A 17,037-nucleotide genomic window follows, 5' to 3' on the forward strand; every position below is an offset into this window, starting at 1 on the left:
CTTTTCTCTTGTTTTTATTCTATCGCGGCCATCGACAAGGCAGACGGCCCCCTACCCCACTCGGCATCGCCAGGATGCTGAGTGGGATTCTAAGTCAACAATGGGAGATGGAAGAGGCTTTCAGCTGTGATGCCGAGGCTCGGCAGACCAGTCGGCCTGCGCAATATCCGCCTCGTCCGGTGCAGCCGGAATGCCGTTCAGGCGGCGCAGCAAGGTTTCCCGTTCACAGGCATTTTCCGACAGCGAGATGACCACGGTGGCCACGGCGTTGCTGGCCAGGCTGGTCAGGGCACGCGCCTCGGACATGAAGCGATCGATGCCGATCAGCAAGGCAAGCCCTGCCAACGGGATGTCGTGAATCACGGTCAAGGTCGAAGCCAGTGCAACAAAGCCACTACCGGTCACACCCGCTGCGCCTTTTGACGACAACAGCATGATCGCCAGCATCGTCACCGTCTGGCCCAGGCTCAGGTCGATGTTGCAGGCTTGAGCGATGAAGACTGCCGCCAACGACAGGTAGATGGCTGTACCGTCGAGGTTGAAGGAGTAACCGGTTGGCAATACCAACCCGACCACGCCTTTCTTGCAGCCCAATTTCTCCAGTTTCTCCAGCATGCGCGGCAGCACGGGCTCGGTGGACGAGGTGCCGAGCACCACCAGAAACTCCTCGCGGAAATAGCGCAGCAGCTTCCACAGGCTGAAGCCGTGAGCACGGCAGATACCACCGAGCACCACCAGCACGAAGAACGCACAGGCGATGTAGAGCGTACCGACCAGCTTGGCCAGTGCCCCCAGGGACGTCACGCCGTACTGCCCGACGGTAAAGGCCAGCGCACCGAAGGCGCCGACCGGGGCGAAGCGCATCAGGTAGCCAAAGATGCGAAACACCATGGTCGAGGCAGATTCCAGCACATCGAGTACCGGCTTGCCCTTCTCGCCCATGGACGACAGGGCAAAACCGCTGAGCACCGCGATGAACAGCACCGGCAACACTTCGCCCTTGTTGAACGCCCCGATGAAGGTGTCGGGAATGATGTGCATGAAGAAGTCGACCACGCTGAGCTTTGCCGCAGACGCGGCGTACTGGCCGAGCCCCGCGGTGCTTAGCGTGGCAGGGTCGATGTTCATGCCGACACCTGGGCGGAACAGGTAAACCGCTGCCAGGCCGATCATCAGGCTGATGACGGTCAATACCAGGAACAGCAGCAAGGTCTTGCTCATCAAACGCCCGAGGGAGCGCTTGTCGGTCATCCCGGCGATACCGGTGACGATGGTGCAGAAGACCACCGGCGCGATCATCATCTTGATCAGCTTGATGAACGCATCACCCAGGGGCTTGAGCGCAACGGCCTGTTGCGCCCAGAAGTGACCGACCACCACGCCCAGCAGGACGGCGCAGAGGATCTGGAAGTACAGCGATTTGGCGAGTCTCATGAGGCATCACCCATTGTTGAAATTGTGCGGATGCGCTTGTTGCGAATGTACAGGTCTGGACTACCGCCTGGGCCTACCCCGCCAACCTGCGGAATGTAGGCGCGTAAACGAAGCCTGAGAACAGCCGCCGGGCGGTTCGCACCACAGAGGCCTGAATCGTCTTGCCATCGGCGCCGCTGCGTGACAGCGCGACATCGATACCGCCGCTTGGGTGTTCCAGGCGTACCTCGGCCAGTTGCTCGGCGCCCTCGCCCAGCAGTTCGCCGATCACCGTACCTGGGCTGACGCAGGCAGTCGCCAGCCCTATCGCTCCGGTGATGGCCAAGGCGCGGTGGCAGTTGTGCGGCATGAAGTAGCGGACCTGCAACGTGCCGTCATAACGGGGCTTGGACACCAGAACAGGCTTGGGGATGACCATACCGCTGACATCACCCAGGCCCATGGCCTTGCCGGCTTTCAGCCGCAACGCCTCGAGGCGCTCGAGCAGTTCGCCGTTGGCGTCGAGTTCGGCCGGGGATTCCGAGCCGGTGACGCCCAGCTGGCTGGCCTCCACCACCATCATCGGCATGGCCATGTCGATGCAGGTGACCGCAACGCCGTCGATCACATCCTTGGCCTTGCCGGTCGGGAACAGCTTGCCGGTCTTGCTGCCGACCGCGTCGAGGAAGGTCAGGTGCACCGGAGCGGCAGTGCCCGGTACGCCATCGATCGCCGTGCGGCCTTCATAGCGCACGATGCCGCCGGGGGTTTCCACCAGCGAATTGACGAAAGTGCCGGTGTTGAGGTTGCGAATACGCACCAGCGTCTTGCCGTCCTGGCCTTTGACAAGACCTTGCTCGATGGCGAACGGGCCAACGGCGCACAGCATGTTGCCGCAGTTGGGCGCGGTATCGACCCGGCGCTGGGCGACCATGACCTGCACGAACAGGTAGTCGACGTCGGCGTCGGCATGCAGCGAGGGGCTGACAATCGCTACCTTGCTGGTCTGCGGGCTACCGCCACCGATGCCGTCGATTTCCAGTTCATGCCCGGAACCCATCAGGTTGATCAGCAATTCGTCGCGTTCGACCACATTGGCAGGAAGGTCCCATGCGTGGAAAAAGGGGCCCTTGGAGGTGCCACCGCGCATGAGTACGCAAGGAATTCGTTGCATGATTTCGCACTCTTGTTGATCAATGGACATCATTGATGCTGTGGACAAAAGATTGACAGGGATGGATAAATCAATCCAATGCAAATATCGTAGTTATTGTTCCGATTTGAGCATCAATACCGAACCCAATGCCAAGAGCGATCCGAGATGGAATATGAGCTGCAAGACATACGATCTTTCGTGAAAATCGCCGAACTCGGCAGCTTCCACGAAGCCGCAGAAGCGCTGCACCTGTCCCAGCCCGCCTTGAGCCGACGGATCAAGAAGCTCGAGGAAGGCTTGGGCACTTCGTTGCTGGAACGCACTACTCGTCGCGTCAGCCTGACCAGCGTCGGGCGTGACTTCCTGCCCAAGGCCAGGCGCCTGCTGGATGACTTCGAAGACTCGATCCTGAGCATTCGCGAACTCGCAGAACGGCAGACCGGTCAGGTAACCCTCGCCTGTATTCCGACTGCAGCGTTCTATTTCCTGCCGTCGGTGATCCGTGACTACAACGAGCAATACCCCAAGATCCGCATTCGTCTGCTGGACCTCAGTGCCAACGACGGGCTCGAAGCCGTACTGCGCGGTGAAGCCGATTTCGGCATCAACATGATGAGCGGCCAGCACCCGGACATCGAGTTCGTCTCCCTGGTACAGGAGCACTTCGTCCTGGCCTGCCGCAGGGACCACAAGCTGGCGAACCGTGAAGCCGTCACCTGGGCAGAACTGGCCGACTACCGCCTGATTGGCGTAGGCCGGCTTAGCGGTAACCGGATGCTGCTGGACCATGCCCTGTCCGGTCTCAACCTGCGGCCCAAGTGGTTCTACGAGGTTCAGCACCTGTCCACCTCGCTGGGCATGGTCGAGGCCGGGCTGGGCGTGTCGGCCATGCCCAGCCTGGCCATGCCCAGCGCCGACCACCCGACGCTGGTCAGCGTGCCGCTGATCGAACCCCAGGTAACCCGTACCCTTGGTTTGGTCTACCGCAGAGGGGCGTCGCTGTCGCCGGCAGCGGAGAAGTTCGTGTCGATCCTGCTGGACAAGTGGCCCAACCGCTGAACGAAATGCCTTGCTTCCGGCTCGGCACGGCGCGGGGGAAATACGGGCTGAGTTCATGGTTCACTCCCCGCCCAGGCCCAGCTTGTTGGGGCGGCGCTTCTCGATTGCAAACTTGAACAGTGCCGCGCTGCGGAACAGGCCATGGGCAAACTTGCCATAGGGCAGCGTGATGAACAGCGCCATCACCGTCCCCAGGTGAAGCGCCAGCACGATAGCCATCGCTGCGGTATCACGCAGCCCCAGCAAGGCAAGGCCTGTGGCGCTGACCAACAGCAGAAGCAGGATGAAGGCCCGGTCCATGGGGCGCTGGGCCACATCGCCCTGCTCCGGCGCCCTGCGCAGGTTCAGCGCCAGCAACCCGGCAGGCCCGACAATCAAGCCAATTCCACCCAGGGTTCCGAGCAACACCGGTGCGCTCAGCAGCGGGTACGGCGCCTGCTGGCCCAGCAGATAGTGATACCCGGTGGCGACCACCGTGGCGGCAAAGCACAGCATGAAGCCGTAGAAGGTGAAGTGATGGAAGCGACGGCGCCAGAGCGTGTAGCGATCATCGGCGTTGTTGCAACCTTGGCCGTGCCCGCCGTCCAGGTATTTCAGGGTCAACGCCGCGCTTGATGCCTCAAGCACAGCCCCTTTTGCCGGTTGCGCCAGCGCCTCGGCAGGCGAGACCGAACGCCAGAAGCGACGTACCGCCACCGCCAGAGCCAAGCCTGCAGCGACAAAGACGCAACCGAACATCAGCGCCAGGGTGTTGTGGGGGAAGATCGCATAGAAATTGCCCGCCAGCCGACCAGGTAGCAGCGTGCCATTGACCCACAACGCCAGCAGCAGGAACAGCGACAAGGCCACTGCCAAGGCACTGGCAACATAGGCGCCGTTGTGCCGATACAGCCGGCCGAACAGGGCCGGCCATGCGTACTCGGCGTAGGTCTGCCCGCGCACCTTGGCCATCGCCTGCGGCACGTTGACGGCGAATTCGTGGGGCTGAGCGTACTGGCAGGCATGCAGGCAAGCGCCGCAGTTGTGGCACAGGTTGGCCAGGTAATGGATGTCGGCCTTGCCGAACTCCAGCTTGCGGGTCATTGCCGGGAAAACTGCGCAAAAGCCCTCGCAGTAGCGACAGGCGTTGCATATCCTCATTTGCCGGTCCACTTCCTGCTCCTCGACGTTCAACACCGGGATCAGTTCGAGGGCCGGCCCGGCGGTGTCAGGCTGGCGTGGTTCAGGCAGTTGCGCAGTCATGGCGATTCTCTTTTTCTGGATGTTCGTAACCCGCCGCTGCAGCGGCGCTGGTCCCGGCGATACGGCCGAAAGCGGTGCCGATGGACATGCCGACACCTGCGGTGTAGCCCTTGCCCAGTACATTGCCCGCCATCATTTCACCGGCAACGAACAGGTTCGGGCTGGGGCGCCCGTCGAAATGGACGGCGGCGGTTTCATCGGTGCGCAGCCCCAGGTAGGTGAAAGTCACGCCAGGGCGCAGCGGGTAGCCGTAGTAGGGGGGCGTATCGATCGGGCGCGCCCAGTGGCTTTTCACCGGTTCTAGGCCAACGGTGTGGCAGTCGTCCAGCCGGGTGTGGTCGAAAGTGCCCACCTGGCAGGCTCGGTTGTAGGCATGCACGGTTTCGAGGAAGGCCTGCACAGGCAAACCAAGCAGGCCGGCCAACGCCTCAAGGCTATCGGCGGTGGCGCCCGGGAAAACCGGTGGCATGAAGCGCCCGAGGGCTTTCCGGTCGATGATCGAAAACCCCACCTGCCCTGGCTGATGCGCCACCAGCCGCCCCCAGATGGCATAGCGCTTGGGCCAGAAATCCTCGCCTTCATCGTAGAAGCGCTGGCCGTCGCGGTTGACCACCACGCCCAGCGACACACAATCGATGCGCGTGCAGATGCCGCCGTCGTATAGCGGTGCGCGGGCATCGATCGCCACCATATGTGCCTGGGTCGGGTCGCCAATCGTGTCGGCGCCCTGTTCGATCATGCGGCGCAACAGCACACCATCATTGAAACGCGTACCACGGATAAGGAAGTTGTCCGAAGGCCACTCCCCTCGCTCGTTCTGCCCCCACGCCTCGCGCAACCATTGGCGGTTGGACTCGAAACCACCGGCGGCAAGCACACAGGTACGCGCCTCGATGCGCTCGGCGGGGAGGTGTCGCCCCTGAACCTCGCGTGCCGGCACATGGGCCGCAACGAAGCGTCCGTCCCGCAGTTCAATGTCGGCTACCGGTGTGTCGTAGCGTATCTGTACGCCAAGGTTTTCGGCGCTGCGAAAGTAGGCATTGACCAGCGCCTTGCCGCCGCCCATGAAGAAGGCGTTGGTCCGTGCGGTGTGCAGTGCACCAGACAATGAGGGCTGGAAATGCACGCCATGCCGGCGCATCCACCCGCGACAGCTGGAGGATGCGCGAATCACCAGGCGCGCCAGCTTTTCGTCGGTCTGGCCACCGGTGACCTTCAGCAGATCCTGCCAGAACTCCTCTTCCGGGTACGCCTCGAGCAGTACGTCCTGGGGGCCATCATGCATGCACCGCAGGTTACGCGTGTGTTGTGAGTTGCCACCACGCCAGGCGCGGGGTGCGGCCTCGAGCAGCAGCACGCTGGCTCCGGCCTCTCGCGCCATCAGCGCGGCACAGAGGGCGGCATTGCCCCCTCCGATGACTAGCACATCGATCATTTCGCCTCCAGATCACGAAGAGCCGAATGTTCGGCTGCTCCTCGTGACCGGGGACTTTAATGAGCGCCCGCAGACCGCGAAACGCGATGGTCGGGGGGAGGCATTCAGTTTTTCTAAAGGGTCGGAGCAAGCGCCCTCGGCGCCTGGGTCAAAGCTGCCGTGCGCCTGGCCATCGGCCCTGCTCCACCTGCTCCCGGGCAACGTCCTGCAGTACGATCCGCGTCGCCAGCGCCGCCGGTGAGAGCTCGTCATCAGTCAGGCTGACAATCACATTGCGACGCTGCGCCAGGGCTTCGTCGACAGCAAACACGCGCAGGCCCGCCTGATGCGCACGGGCCACCGTCGCGCCGGGCTGGATGGTGGCGGCATGGCCCGCACACACGCAATCCATCAACAGCGACAAACCATCGACTTCCATGACGATGCTGGCCTCCAGCCCTGCCCGCTCGAAAATCGAGCGCAACGTCGTTCGCAGACCGTGTTGCGTGCTTGGCATAACCAACGGCAGCGTCGCGATCTGTTGCAACGTGAGCGACTCGCCCCAGCCGTCCTTGACCAGTGGCGCGGGAACCAGCACGAACAGCCGCTCCGTCAGAAGCGCCCGTACCTCCAGCCGCGGCCCCGTCTCTGCCTGGAACAGCACCGCCAGGTCGAGGTGCCGGGCATTGAGTTGGTTCATCAGATAACCAGACAGCATTTCCACCAGGTGCAGCCGGATGTCGGGATAGCGTTCGCGCATCCTGTCGATCAACGCCAAGCCAAGGATCGATGCAGTGGTCGGGGCCAGCCCCACGCTGGCATAGCCGCTCATGCGACCACTCTGTGCCGCCAGGACAGCATGCTCCGCCTGACGAAGCGCAAGACGCGCATGGTATTCGAAGGCCAGTCCGGCCGCCGTCGGCGCGACGCCGGTGCTCGAACGTGTCAAAAGTCGGGTACACAGCTCGCTCTCCAGCTTGGACAGCTGTTGGCTCAATGCCGAGGCGCCGACCCCAAGTTCGACCGCAGCCCTGCCAAGGCTGCCGTACTCCAGAACACTCAGGAAATAGCGAAGCTGACGTAATTCCATGCGAATCTCTTTCAACGATGGGGGCGGGCCTGGAGCATGTTAAACGTATTTGCACGGCCTTGATCGACAGAACGCTACCGTACCTTATCAAGTTGACAGGGACCCTGTAGGAGCGGCCTTGTGTCGCGAAAGGGCTGCAAAGCAGCCCCAGCAATTTCAACTGTTGCGCATCAAACCTGGGGCCGCTTTGCAGCCCTTTCGCGACACAAGGCCGCTCCTACAGGGATCGCGCCAGCTTTGGGAATTGAGCAAGGCCGTTGCTTTCACAAGGTGCGCAGAACAGATCCGGCGGCCTTGCAATACATTCGAAAATCCGTATATTCGAAAAAACATATACATTGAATACCGCCATAGGCACCAGCTGCCCGCCCCGAGAACGCCCATGACTGACTCGCTGACCCCGACCCAGGTCTTCAAATGCCTCGCCGACGAGAACCGCATTCGGATGATGCTGCTGATCACTCGCGAGGAAGAGCTGTGCGTCTGTGAACTGATCTGCGCCCTGGAAGAAAGCCAACCCAAGGTTTCTCGCCACCTCGCACAACTGCGCACCTGCGGCCTGCTTGAAGACCGCAGGCAGGGCCAATGGGTTTACTACCGCCTGCATCCAGAGCTGCCCGCCTGGGTACGCGATGTCCTGGTAACCACGCTGGAAGCCAATCGCGAATGGTTGAGCACCAGCGCCAAACGACTGGACACCATGGGTGACCGCCCTCAGCGCGTCGCTGCCTGCTGCTGACCACTGCCGAGAAAAAGGCATTTCTCGCATTGCCTTTCGAACAACCGGATGCCGCCCGGCTCAAGGCCGAGCTGGCGATCATCGGAACGCTCTGACGTTCAGGAGATACACCATGAGCAAAAGCCGGCTTTCATTCCTCGACCGCTACCTGACGGTCTGGATCTTCCTGGCCATGGGCCTGGGGATCGCTCTCGGCAGCCTGTTCCAGGGGTTGCCAGCGTGGCTGCACAGTCTGTCGGTGGGCTCGACGAACATCCCCATCGCAATCGGCCTGATCGTCATGATGTACCCGCCATTGGCGAAGGTGAAATACGAGGAGTTGCCACAGGTCTTCAAGGACAAGCGCATCCTTGCCCTGTCGCTGATCCAGAACTGGGTGATCGGCCCGGTGCTGATGTTCGGGCTGGCAGTAGTGTTCCTTTCCGACAAGCCCGAGTACATGACCGGCCTGATACTCATCGGCCTGGCGCGTTGCATCGCCATGGTGCTGGTATGGAACCAGATCGCCGGCGGCAATAACCAGTACGTGGCCGGCCTGGTCGCCTTCAACAGCATTTTCCAGATCCTGTTCTTCAGCGTGTACGCCTGGATCTTCCTGGGCCTGCTGCCGCCACTGTTCGGCCTGGAAGGTAGCGTCATCGAGACCAGCTTCCTCGATATAGCCCAATCGGTGCTGATCTACCTGGGCATCCCGTTCCTGGCCGGTTTCCTGACTCGCAAGACCCTGATCAGCCGTAAAGGCGCCACCTGGTACCAGGAGCACTTCATTCCGAAAATCAGCCCGCTGACCCTCGTGGCGTTGCTGCTGACCATCGTTGCCATGTTCAGCCTGAAAGGCGACATGGTGCTGCAACTACCGCTGGACGTGCTGCGCATCGCCATCCCGCTGACCATCTATTTCGTGGTGATGTTCTTCATCAGCTTCTGGATGGGCAAGCTGCTGGAGGCCGACTACCCCCGCACCACTGCGCTGGCCTTCACTGCGGCAAGCAACAACTTCGAACTGGCCATTGCGGTGGCCATCGCCACCTTCGGCCTCGCCTCGCCGGTCGCATTTGCCACCGTCATCGGGCCCTTGGTGGAAGTGCCGGTACTGATCTCGCTGGTTGGCGTGGCCTGGTGGCTCAAGCGTCGCTGGTTCGATCAGCCATCTGGCGCCTTCTCCCAGGAGTGAAACCATGACCGAACACCCCATTCCCAACATCGACAACGACCTGGTCGATGTGCCGACAGCCGAGAAACTGGCGATCGAGCAACAGTCCACCCACAAGCCTCGCATCTTGCTGCTGTACGGCTCGACCCGCGAACGCTCCTTCAGCCGCCTGCTGACCGAAGAAGCCGCCCGCCTGCTGGAGCACTTCGGTGCCGAGACGCGAATCTTCAACCCGTCCGGCCTGCCATTGGCGGATGACGCGCCCGATGACCATCCGCTGGTCAAGCAGCTGCGTGACCTGGTGCTCTGGTCGGAAGGCATGGTCTGGTGCTCCCCGGAACGTCATGGCGCGATGACTGGTGTGTTCAAGTCGCAGATCGACTGGATCCCCCTGAGCATGGGCGCCGTACGGCCGACCCAGGGCAAGACCCTTGCGGTCATGCAGGTATGCGGCGGTTCGCAGTCGTTCAACGTGGTCAACCAGTTGCGCGTGCTTGGCCGCTGGATGCGCATGTTCACCATCCCCAACCAGTCGTCCGTACCCAAGGCCTACCTGGAGTTCGACGAAACGGGCCGCATGAAACCGTCCCCGTACTACGACCGTGTCGTCGATGTCATGGAAGAGCTGGTGAAGTTCACCCTGCTGTTGCGCGACCGCGCCGACTACCTCGTCGACCGCTACTCCGAGCGCAAAGAGTCGGCCGAGGAACTGTCCAGGCGTGTCAATCAACGATCCATCTGAATCACAACTCGAGAACAAGACCATGGCAATCAAAGTAGGCATCAATGGGTTTGGCCGTATCGGTCGCCTGGCGCTGCGCGCGTCCTGGGGCTGGCCGGAATTCGAATTCGTCCAGATCAATGACCCGGCCGGGGACGCCGAGACCCACGCCCACCTGATCAACTTCGATTCGGTCCACGGCCGCTGGCAGCGTGAAGCCGGGGCAGAAGGCGACTCGGTGGTGATCGAGGGCAAGCGCATCAAGGTCACCGCGAACAAGAACATTGCGGACACCGACTGGTCGGGCTGCGACCTGGTCATCGAGGCCAGCGGCAAGATGAAGTCGGTAGCGGTGCTCCAGGCCTACCTGGATCAGGGCGTCAAACGCGTGGTGGTCTGCGCTCCGGTGAAGGAGAAAGGCGCGCTGAACGTGGTGATGGGCGTCAACCAGCACCTGTTCGACCCGGCGCAGCACCGTATCGTCACCGCCGCTTCCTGCACCACCAATTGCCTGGCCCCGGTGGTCAAGGTGATTCACGAGAACCTGGGCATCCGCCACGGCTCGATCACCACCATCCACGACCTGACCAATACCCAGAGCATCCTCGATACGCCACACAAGGACCTGCGTCGTGCCCGTGCCTCGGGCATGAGCCTGATCCCGACCACCACAGGCTCGGCCACCGCAATCGCCGAGATCTTCCCTGAGCTGCGCGGCAAGCTGAATGGTCACGCTGTGCGTGTACCGCTGGCCAACGCCTCGCTCACCGACTGCGTGTTCGAGGTGGAGCGTGAGACGACGGTTGACGAGGTCAATGCGCTGCTGCAAGCCGCTGCCGAAGGGCCGCTCAAGGACATCCTGGGCTACGAAGAACGCCCTCTGGTATCCATCGACTACCGCACCGATCCACGGTCTTCGATCATCGACGCGCTGTCCACCATGGTGGTCAATGGCACCCAGGTGAAGATCTACGCCTGGTACGACAACGAGTGGGGCTACGCCAACCGTGCAGCTGAACTGGCACGCTTGGTCGGCACGGCGGAGTAACCGGCGATCATGAAGGCGTTGTCAGCCCTGTCTGCGGAAGTGCGTCAGTACCTGCTGGTTACCGGCAACTACTGGGCCTTCACTCTCACCGACGGCGCATTGCGCATGCTGGTGGTACTGCACTTCCATTCGCTGGGCTACACGCCGCTGCAGATTGCGGCGCTGTTCCTGTTCTACGAAGTGTTCGGCGTGATCACCAACCTGGTGGGCGGCTACCTCGGCGCCCGTCTGGGGCTCAACCGCACCATGAACATCGGCCTGGGCATGCAGGTGCTGGCCTTGCTGATGCTCACGGTGCCGGCAGCCTGGCTGACAGTGCCCTGGGTGATGGCGGCACAGGCGCTGTCCGGCATCGCCAAGGACCTGAACAAGATGAGCGCCAAGAGCTCCATCAAGCTTCTGGTGCCGGACAGCCAGCAAGGCACCCTGTACACGTGGGTAGCCATTCTCACCGGTTCGAAAAACGCGCTAAAGGGTGTGGGCTTCTTCCTTGGTGGTGCCCTGCTCGCCCTGCTCGGCTTCACCCTGGCGGTGCTGGCCATGGCGGCGGTACTGGCATTGATCTGGATCGGCAGCCTGATCCTGCTGAAGAAGGACCTGGGCAAGGCCAAGGCCAAACCGAAGTTCCGCGACATGCTGTCCAAGAGCCGGGCCATCAACATTCTCTCGGCCGCACGGCTGTTTCTCTTTGGCGCCCGTGACGTCTGGTTCGTCGTGGCATTGCCGGTGTACCTGAGCACGGCTTTTGGCTGGGACTTCTGGCTGGTCGGCGGCTTCCTGGCTGCATGGATAATCGGCTACGGCATCGTCCAGTCGCTTGCGCCCCACATCACTGGCAAGAAACGCGGCCATGTGCCCGACGGTCGCGCAGCCTTCATCTGGGCGATCGCCCTTGCCGGGCTGCCGGCGCTCATCGCCCTGGGCCTGTCGGCTGGCTGGTCGGCGCAGGTGGTGCTACTGGGCGGGCTGATGCTGTTCGGCGTGCTGTTCGCCGTGAATTCGTCGCTGCACAGCTACCTGATCGTCAGCTATGCCAAGGAAGACGGGGTATCGCTGGATGTGGGCTTCTATTACATGTCCAACGCGCTAGGGCGGCTGGTCGGTACGCTGCTTTCCGGTTGGGTATTCCAGGCTTACGGGCTGGGAGCCTGCCTGTGGATCTCCACAGCGTTTGTTCTGCTGGCTGCCCTGATTTCTATCGCATTGCCAAGGCATGCTGGCGGGGTGCTCCAGGCTAGCGAAGAGAAAAGGTAAAGGGGTGATCCACAGCTGCCCACAATCGATCCTTGGCTGTCGTGCTGCCCAACAGAAATCATTGTGGGAGCGGATTCACCCGCGAACACCGGCACAGCCGGTGCCATCCACCGCGGCGCCTGCTTCGCGGGTAAACCCGCTCCCACAGAGTACGCGTCGCGCTTACAAAATCAGTTAGACCCAGCGCGGACACTGATCCACGCTCTGTTGCTTGTAACGGCCTCTTCGCAGCACAAGGCTGCTCCTACAAAGGACGCATCAGACGAGCGATATTTGTTCTCTGCGCGACAGCGCAGCCCAAAGGGGCTGGGCAATCTTCCTCGGGAATATCACCAGCCTTCATGCATGCGCTGTACCTGTGGGAGCCGCGCTTGCCGGCGATGGGCCGCGAAGCGGCCCCGGTTACAGATGACGGAATGCCTTTGCGCATGGGACAGCGTCGCACACCGTGCTGACGGTGTTCGCCCACAGCATGATGGGCACCGTTCAACCCGCCTACCCTGCCTCCCTGCCAAAGGCGTAATCCTTGAAAACTAACCACCCGGTCCCATGGGAGCACTGCACATGCCTATCGACTTCAGGCCCGCTCAAGCCTCGGACGCGCACGATATTGCGCGCTTCTTTCAACTGACATCGGAGGGCATGGCCGATTACATATGGAGCAAGCTTGCCGCTCCTGGAGAAGCATTGCTGAGCGTCGGTGCGTCTCGCTATGCCAGGGAACAGGGCGACTTTTCCTACAAGAACTGCCTGATGGCCACTTTCGAAGGGCGTGTCATCGGCATGATGCATAGCTATGCCTTGCGCGAGACCCCTGACAGGCCTGTCGAGGCAGACCCGGTCCTCGCGCCTTATTCCGACATGGAAATACCCGACACCTTGTACATATCCAGCCTGGCCCTGGATGAGGCCTGGCGCAGCCAGGGGCTGGGCGTCCAGTTTCTTCGCCACGCCCAGCAGCGCGCCGAGGAGTCTGGCCTGAATGGGCTATGCCTGATCGATTATGCAGAAAACCACGGTGCACGCCGCTTCTACGAACGTCACGGTTTTCAAATTGTTAAAACCTGCCAGATCGTTCCGCACCCGATGCTGGGCGTAACCGGTGAAGCCTATTTGATGTATCGCCCTAACCACAACGTGCTCGAGAAAAAACCATGAACAAGAAACTGACCGTGTTCCGCGAACTGGATATCCAACCGATACGCGACCTTCCCTTTTTTGAAGAGGTGGTGGAAGGCACCCCTCATACGCTGACGTCCAAGTACTATCACGATGAACAGCAAGGTCGCATTTCCGGAGAATGGGAAGCCAGCACCGGAGCGTGGCGCATTGACTACAAGGTTTGGGAGTTCTGCCATGTCCTGAGTGGATGCTGCGTCATCGAGCTTGAGGGTTGCGCCCCCGTCAAACTGGCCGCTGGCGACACGTTCATCATCGAACCGGGCGCCAAGGGCAAATGGACCGTGCTGGAAGACATGAAAAAGAACTTTGTGATCCTCTTGCCAGCGAACTAGGCACGGCAGGCCACAACAGCCCTCTGCCTCACGGCTGCGCTGTCGCGCATGCAACAGAGCCATTGTGGGAGCGGCCTTGTGACGCGAAAGGGCCGCAAAGCGGCCCCAAGCAGGTAAAGAAAACAGCGTAACCGCCTCGGCGGGTCAGTCGTCGTGGCGGTGTTTGTTGCGCCAGCCGTAGTGATTGCCACGGTCGTGGCGGTGACGACGCCAGCCCCGATCATCGTCATCGTCGTCATAATCACGATAGCGATGCCCGCTATCGTCATCGTATTCCCGGCCCATGTGGTTGCCCAAGGCACCGCCCACACCGCCACCGGCTGCTGCGCCGATCATGCTGCCAGTGGTGCCGCCCATCTGGCGACCCACCACGTTACCGCCAGCTGCACCCAGTGCGCCGCCGATGGCCGCCTCGCCACGGCTGTGCTTGTCGGCACCCACCGCACCACCGGCCGCGCCACCCAGGCCGGCGCCGATTGCCGAGCCGGTGCTGCCGCCGATCGACTGGCCGACGACCGAGCCCAATACTCCACCCAATGCGCCACCTATACCTGCTTCGGTATTGCCGCCTGCCGACGCAACGCCGCTCAGCAGGCCAAGTGACAACAAGAGAATCGAGGAGTACTTCATATGTGAAAGCCTCAGAGGGATACGGAGGCGATCCTGAGGCTCTGCACAGGGCCTTACAATGGAAATCCGACGAGTGACACGACTTGGAAAAATTCTCCAAGTTACTGTTTTCCCGACGGAAACTTTAGGGATTTTCGCTGGTCACAGGCTGATTGCGAAAGGCCTTTCCAGTGTCGCGCTGGATGCTACCTGCTGGCCTTGTAGGAGCGGCCTTGTGTCGCGAAAGGGCTGCGAAGCAGCCCCAGCAACTTATGCGTCTGCGCCGAAACCCTGGGACTGCTTCGCAGCCCTTTCGCGACACAAGGCCGCTCCTACACAGCGATAAGTCCTGCCCCGTCAGCCGTGCCTGTCCTCCACAAACACTACTTTTCTACCCCAAAGCTTGCGCAACCCAAACCACTGGATCAACAAGGTGAAAAGTGCGCCGAGCAAAGCCAAGGCCATGTCCTTTTGCGCATCCCAAGGGTCTTGCTGGGTCGCGAGAAAGGCTTGTGCCCGGTCATCGCCCAGGTATTGGCCGCCTATCCACTCCAGCAGTTCGTACAGCGCCGATGTCGCAAGCACGAAAGAAACAGTGCACAACGCCAACCAGCCGCCCCGCAACAGGGCCTGGCGCTGGAGCAGTTCCCTGATCGGCAAGACGAACAGAAGGCCGTAGCTCAGATGCACCAGACGATCGAACTGGTTGCGTTGCCAGCCCATCCAGGTATTTAGAGAGTGATCGGTAAGCGCACGCAGCCAAGCGTCATAGGGAACCTTGGCATAGGTGAAATGCGCGCCTAGCTCATGAATCGCCAGCATCACCATAATTGCCAGGTAGGCATGCCGCGAAAAGCGCCAATAGCGGCTGGTTGCAGCCAAGGTGAGCAGGAGTGCCAGCGGCAAAACGTTTTCCAGCCACCAATCTGCACGGTCATGCGGCGCAACCCCCGAAGCAAGCACCATCAACGTGGCCGATGCCAGCAAGCCCGCAACCTGCCTTGGCGTGGCCGACGGGGCAAAGCTTGTTTGCGACGCTGGATTATTGTTCATGGCTTTACGCTCGGCTTGAGCACGGTTGAGCCTGACAGGGCAGCTAAAGTTTCCTCCGGTAGCTGTTTTCAGCTGATGCCATGTCACCCCAACGACTTCGTTACCTTGGCTGGCGCCGATGGCACTGAAACTTGCCACTGGATGATTCCACCTGAACTTTACCTCCCCCCTTGGCTTCCCCTGCATAGACCACCCGGACCCGCCACTGCAGGAGATGAACCAATGAGAGCACTGACATACCACGGAAGCCAGGACGTCAGGGTCGACAATGTCCCCGACCCGATCATCCAGGACGAGGACGACATCATCCTTCGGGTCACCGCTACCGCCATCTGCGGCTCCGACCTGCACCTCTACCATGGCAAGATTCCACAGACCGAGCCGGGTGATATCTTCGGCCACGAGTTCATGGGCATCGTCGAAGATACCGGCCGCGGGGTGACCAACCTGCAGGTCGGTGACCGCGTGGTGATTCCCTTCGTGATCGCCTGCGGCAGCTGCTTCTTTTGCCAACTCGACCAGTTTGCCGCTTGCGAAACCACCAACACCGGCCGCGGTGCAATCATCAACAAGAAAGGCATCCCGCCCGGGGCCGCACTGTTCGGCTATAGCCATCTGTATGGCGGCGTGCCCGGCGGCCAGGCGGATTTCGTGCGGGTGCCCAAGGCCAACGTCGGCCCGTTCAAGGTGCCTACCGCACTGCCGGACGACAAGGTGCTGTTCCTCTCGGATATCCTGCCAACAGCCTGGCAGGCCGTTACCAATGCGCAGGTCGGCCCCGGCTCGACAGTAGCCATCTATGGCGCCGGGCCAGTCGGCCTGCTGAGCGCAGCCTGCGCGCGCATGCTGGGCGCCCAGACCATTTTCATGGTCGACGACAATGACTACCGCCTGGCGTTCGCTCGCGACGCCTACGGCGTGGTGCCGATCAACTTCGAGCAGGATGATGACCCGGCAGACAGCATCATCCGCCTGACCCCAGGCATGCGCGGCGTGGACGCCGTCATCGATGCGGTCGGTTTCGAGGCCAAGGGCAGTACCACCGAAACAGTACTGACCACGCTGAAGATCGAGGGCAGCAGCGGCAAGGCGCTGCGCCAGAGCATCGCCGCGGTGCGCCGGGGCGGCGTGGTCAGCGTGCCTGGGGTCTATGCGGGCTTTATCCATGCGTTCATGTTCGGTGATGCCTTTGACAAGGGCCTGACATTCAAGATGGGCCAGACCCACGTGCAGAAATTCCTTCCTGAACTGCTCGAACATATCGAGGCCGGGCGCCTGGAACCGGAACTGATCGTCACCCACCGTCTGGCCCTGGAAGAAGCGGCGTTAGGTTACAAGTTGTTCGACCAGAAGCAGGACGACTGCCGCAAGGTCATCCTAGTGCCGGGCGCTGCCGCCGGTACATTGGGACCTGACCATGCATTCGGGGGGCGATGATCGAACTGCCCATGACTCATTGAATTAGCAGGGAACCTGTGGGAGCGCCTTTAGCCGCGAACACCGGCGCAGCCGGTGCCATGCACTGCGTTGGATTCTTCGCGGCTAAAGCCGCTCCCACAGGTTACGCGGACC

Annotated in this window: 16 protein-coding genes; 9 read left to right on the forward strand and 7 right to left on the reverse strand. The window is 61.5% G+C overall.

Annotated elements, in window-relative coordinates; all coding sequences use genetic code 11:
• Nucleotides 1–120: 120 nt before the first annotated feature.
• Nucleotides 121–1,434 (reverse strand): C4-dicarboxylate transporter DctA, encoded by a 1,314-nt coding sequence (dctA, locus tag ACGLHT_RS08525; RefSeq protein ID WP_025339496.1) that lies wholly within the window; start codon nucleotides 1,432–1,434, stop codon nucleotides 121–123.
• A 73-nt stretch (nucleotides 1,435–1,507) separates the two neighbouring features.
• Nucleotides 1,508–2,587: a 4-oxalomesaconate tautomerase gene (locus ACGLHT_RS08530; RefSeq protein ID WP_003256767.1), complete on the reverse strand. Its 1,080-nt coding sequence runs from the start codon at nucleotides 2,585–2,587 to the stop codon at nucleotides 1,508–1,510.
• A 147-nt stretch (nucleotides 2,588–2,734) separates the two neighbouring features.
• Here ACGLHT_RS08530 and ACGLHT_RS08535 point away from each other — a divergent pair, with 147 nt between their 5' ends.
• Complete coding sequence (locus ACGLHT_RS08535; RefSeq protein WP_274119957.1) at nucleotides 2,735–3,628, forward strand: LysR family transcriptional regulator; 894 nt, start codon at nucleotides 2,735–2,737, stop codon at nucleotides 3,626–3,628.
• A gap of 60 nt (nucleotides 3,629–3,688) precedes the next feature.
• Here ACGLHT_RS08535 and tcuB read toward each other — a convergent pair whose 3' ends face one another.
• From tcuB to ACGLHT_RS08550, 3 genes are all read right to left on the reverse strand, one after another.
• A complete protein-coding gene (gene tcuB, locus ACGLHT_RS08540; RefSeq protein ID WP_274119958.1) occupies nucleotides 3,689–4,870 on the reverse strand; it encodes a tricarballylate utilization 4Fe-4S protein TcuB in 1,182 nt (393 codons plus the stop codon).
• Nucleotides 4,851–6,305, reverse strand: coding sequence for an FAD-dependent tricarballylate dehydrogenase TcuA (tcuA, locus tag ACGLHT_RS08545; protein WP_274119959.1), 1,455 nt, complete (start codon nucleotides 6,303–6,305; stop codon nucleotides 4,851–4,853). Before tcuA ends, tcuB begins: the two co-directional genes overlap by 20 nt.
• A gap of 148 nt (nucleotides 6,306–6,453) precedes the next feature.
• The gene (locus ACGLHT_RS08550) at nucleotides 6,454–7,374 is read right to left on the reverse strand and encodes a LysR family transcriptional regulator (RefSeq protein WP_274119960.1); all 921 of its coding nucleotides are present in this window, start codon (nucleotides 7,372–7,374) and stop codon (nucleotides 6,454–6,456) included.
• Between the two features lie 382 nt (nucleotides 7,375–7,756).
• Here ACGLHT_RS08550 and ACGLHT_RS08555 point away from each other — a divergent pair, with 382 nt between their 5' ends.
• From ACGLHT_RS08555 to ACGLHT_RS08585, 7 genes are all read left to right on the forward strand, one after another.
• Nucleotides 7,757–8,113 carry a metalloregulator ArsR/SmtB family transcription factor gene (locus ACGLHT_RS08555; protein ID WP_075045497.1) on the forward strand — a complete coding sequence of 119 codons (357 nt, stop codon included), beginning with the start codon at nucleotides 7,757–7,759 and terminating at the stop codon, nucleotides 8,111–8,113.
• A gap of 112 nt (nucleotides 8,114–8,225) precedes the next feature.
• Nucleotides 8,226–9,287 carry an ACR3 family arsenite efflux transporter gene (gene arsB, locus ACGLHT_RS08560; RefSeq protein ID WP_075045498.1) on the forward strand — a complete coding sequence of 354 codons (1,062 nt, stop codon included), beginning with the start codon at nucleotides 8,226–8,228 and terminating at the stop codon, nucleotides 9,285–9,287.
• A 4-nt stretch (nucleotides 9,288–9,291) separates the two neighbouring features.
• On the forward strand, nucleotides 9,292–10,008 hold the full coding sequence (arsH, locus tag ACGLHT_RS08565) for an arsenical resistance protein ArsH (protein WP_137164236.1): 717 nt from the start codon (nucleotides 9,292–9,294) through the stop codon (nucleotides 10,006–10,008).
• Between the two features lie 22 nt (nucleotides 10,009–10,030).
• Nucleotides 10,031–11,035, forward strand: a complete 1,005-nt coding sequence (locus tag ACGLHT_RS08570; protein WP_274119961.1) for an ArsJ-associated glyceraldehyde-3-phosphate dehydrogenase — start codon at nucleotides 10,031–10,033, stop codon at nucleotides 11,033–11,035.
• A 9-nt stretch (nucleotides 11,036–11,044) separates the two neighbouring features.
• Entirely contained in the window at nucleotides 11,045–12,289 is a 1,245-nt protein-coding gene (gene arsJ, locus ACGLHT_RS08575; RefSeq protein WP_274119962.1) for an organoarsenical effux MFS transporter ArsJ, read from the forward strand.
• Nucleotides 12,290–12,853: 564 nt separating this feature from the next.
• Entirely contained in the window at nucleotides 12,854–13,447 is a 594-nt protein-coding gene (locus ACGLHT_RS08580; protein WP_274078451.1) for a GNAT family N-acetyltransferase, read from the forward strand.
• On the forward strand, nucleotides 13,444–13,803 hold the full coding sequence (locus ACGLHT_RS08585; protein ID WP_085588129.1) for a cupin domain-containing protein: 360 nt from the start codon (nucleotides 13,444–13,446) through the stop codon (nucleotides 13,801–13,803). The genes ACGLHT_RS08580 and ACGLHT_RS08585 overlap by 4 nt, the downstream gene beginning before the upstream one ends.
• A 144-nt stretch (nucleotides 13,804–13,947) precedes the next feature.
• Here ACGLHT_RS08585 and ACGLHT_RS08590 read toward each other — a convergent pair whose 3' ends face one another.
• On the reverse strand, nucleotides 13,948–14,433 hold the full coding sequence (locus ACGLHT_RS08590; RefSeq protein ID WP_274119963.1) for a glycine zipper domain-containing protein: 486 nt from the start codon (nucleotides 14,431–14,433) through the stop codon (nucleotides 13,948–13,950).
• Nucleotides 14,434–14,769: 336 nt separating this feature from the next.
• The gene (locus ACGLHT_RS08595; protein WP_274119964.1) at nucleotides 14,770–15,603 is read right to left on the reverse strand and encodes a DUF2238 domain-containing protein; all 834 of its coding nucleotides are present in this window, start codon (nucleotides 15,601–15,603) and stop codon (nucleotides 14,770–14,772) included.
• An 84-nt stretch (nucleotides 15,604–15,687) separates the two neighbouring features.
• Here ACGLHT_RS08595 and ACGLHT_RS08600 point away from each other — a divergent pair, with 84 nt between their 5' ends.
• A complete protein-coding gene (locus ACGLHT_RS08600) occupies nucleotides 15,688–16,902 on the forward strand; it encodes a zinc-dependent alcohol dehydrogenase (RefSeq protein ID WP_274119965.1) in 1,215 nt (404 codons plus the stop codon).
• The last annotated feature ends 135 nt before the right edge of the window (nucleotides 16,903–17,037 follow it).

Origin of the sequence: Pseudomonas sp. PsB (genome assembly GCF_043658375.1) — a bacterium.
GTDB lineage: Bacteria > Pseudomonadota > Gammaproteobacteria > Pseudomonadales > Pseudomonadaceae > Aquipseudomonas > Aquipseudomonas putida_Z.

What these genes read in the sequence shown, in the direction of transcription:
- dctA (WP_025339496.1), bottom strand. Translation starts at nt 1,434, where the DNA reads ATGAGACTCGCCAAATCGCTGTACTTCCAGATCCTCTGCGCCGTCCTG.
- ACGLHT_RS08530 (WP_003256767.1), bottom strand. Translation starts at nt 2,587, where the DNA reads ATGCAACGAATTCCTTGCGTACTCATGCGCGGTGGCACCTCCAAGGGC.
- ACGLHT_RS08535 (WP_274119957.1), top strand. Translation starts at nt 2,735, where the DNA reads ATGGAATATGAGCTGCAAGACATACGATCTTTCGTGAAAATCGCCGAA.
- tcuB (WP_274119958.1), bottom strand. Translation starts at nt 4,870, where the DNA reads ATGACTGCGCAACTGCCTGAACCACGCCAGCCTGACACCGCCGGGCCG.
- tcuA (WP_274119959.1), bottom strand. Translation starts at nt 6,305, where the DNA reads ATGATCGATGTGCTAGTCATCGGAGGGGGCAATGCCGCCCTCTGTGCC.
- ACGLHT_RS08550 (WP_274119960.1), bottom strand. Translation starts at nt 7,374, where the DNA reads ATGGAATTACGTCAGCTTCGCTATTTCCTGAGTGTTCTGGAGTACGGC.
- ACGLHT_RS08555 (WP_075045497.1), top strand. Translation starts at nt 7,757, where the DNA reads ATGACTGACTCGCTGACCCCGACCCAGGTCTTCAAATGCCTCGCCGAC.
- arsB (WP_075045498.1), top strand. Translation starts at nt 8,226, where the DNA reads ATGAGCAAAAGCCGGCTTTCATTCCTCGACCGCTACCTGACGGTCTGG.
- arsH (WP_137164236.1), top strand. Translation starts at nt 9,292, where the DNA reads ATGACCGAACACCCCATTCCCAACATCGACAACGACCTGGTCGATGTG.
- ACGLHT_RS08570 (WP_274119961.1), top strand. Translation starts at nt 10,031, where the DNA reads ATGGCAATCAAAGTAGGCATCAATGGGTTTGGCCGTATCGGTCGCCTG.
- arsJ (WP_274119962.1), top strand. Translation starts at nt 11,045, where the DNA reads ATGAAGGCGTTGTCAGCCCTGTCTGCGGAAGTGCGTCAGTACCTGCTG.
- ACGLHT_RS08580 (WP_274078451.1), top strand. Translation starts at nt 12,854, where the DNA reads ATGCCTATCGACTTCAGGCCCGCTCAAGCCTCGGACGCGCACGATATT.
- ACGLHT_RS08585 (WP_085588129.1), top strand. Translation starts at nt 13,444, where the DNA reads ATGAACAAGAAACTGACCGTGTTCCGCGAACTGGATATCCAACCGATA.
- ACGLHT_RS08590 (WP_274119963.1), bottom strand. Translation starts at nt 14,433, where the DNA reads ATGAAGTACTCCTCGATTCTCTTGTTGTCACTTGGCCTGCTGAGCGGC.
- ACGLHT_RS08600 (WP_274119965.1), top strand. Translation starts at nt 15,688, where the DNA reads ATGAGAGCACTGACATACCACGGAAGCCAGGACGTCAGGGTCGACAAT.